We start from the raw sequence: 244 nt of genomic DNA, 5'->3' as shown, positions 1-244 counted from the left end.
AATCAGCAAGAACTCCAACAAGCGCTGGGTGCAAGTGATGAGCAGATGAAGCAACTTTCTCAAACTTATGAGAATGCCCGTCTTAATCGGTCCATTGATCAGCTCCAAGCAGAAACCAAAACTTTAAAAGCTGAAGAGTTGCCTCAGTTTATTCAAGATGCAAACCAATTGACGCAGCAAACTGAAAAGAGCATTCAGTCTTATATTGAAGATAATAATGCTGTTTCCAAATCAACGATTTCTG

The 244-nt window shown here is 39.8% G+C and carries 1 protein-coding gene; it reads left to right on the top strand.

Annotated elements, in window-relative coordinates; translation table 11 throughout:
* A partial coding sequence (locus FJ658_RS15440; RefSeq protein WP_219995797.1) for a hypothetical protein occupies positions 1-244 on the top strand: 244 nt, incomplete at both ends.

The organism is Schumannella sp. 10F1B-5-1 (assembly GCF_006517535.1).
GTDB lineage: Bacteria > Actinomycetota > Actinomycetes > Actinomycetales > Microbacteriaceae > Schumannella.
The sequence above is the reverse complement of the archived record's forward strand: the minus strand, read 5'-3'. Positions and strand labels throughout refer to the sequence as shown.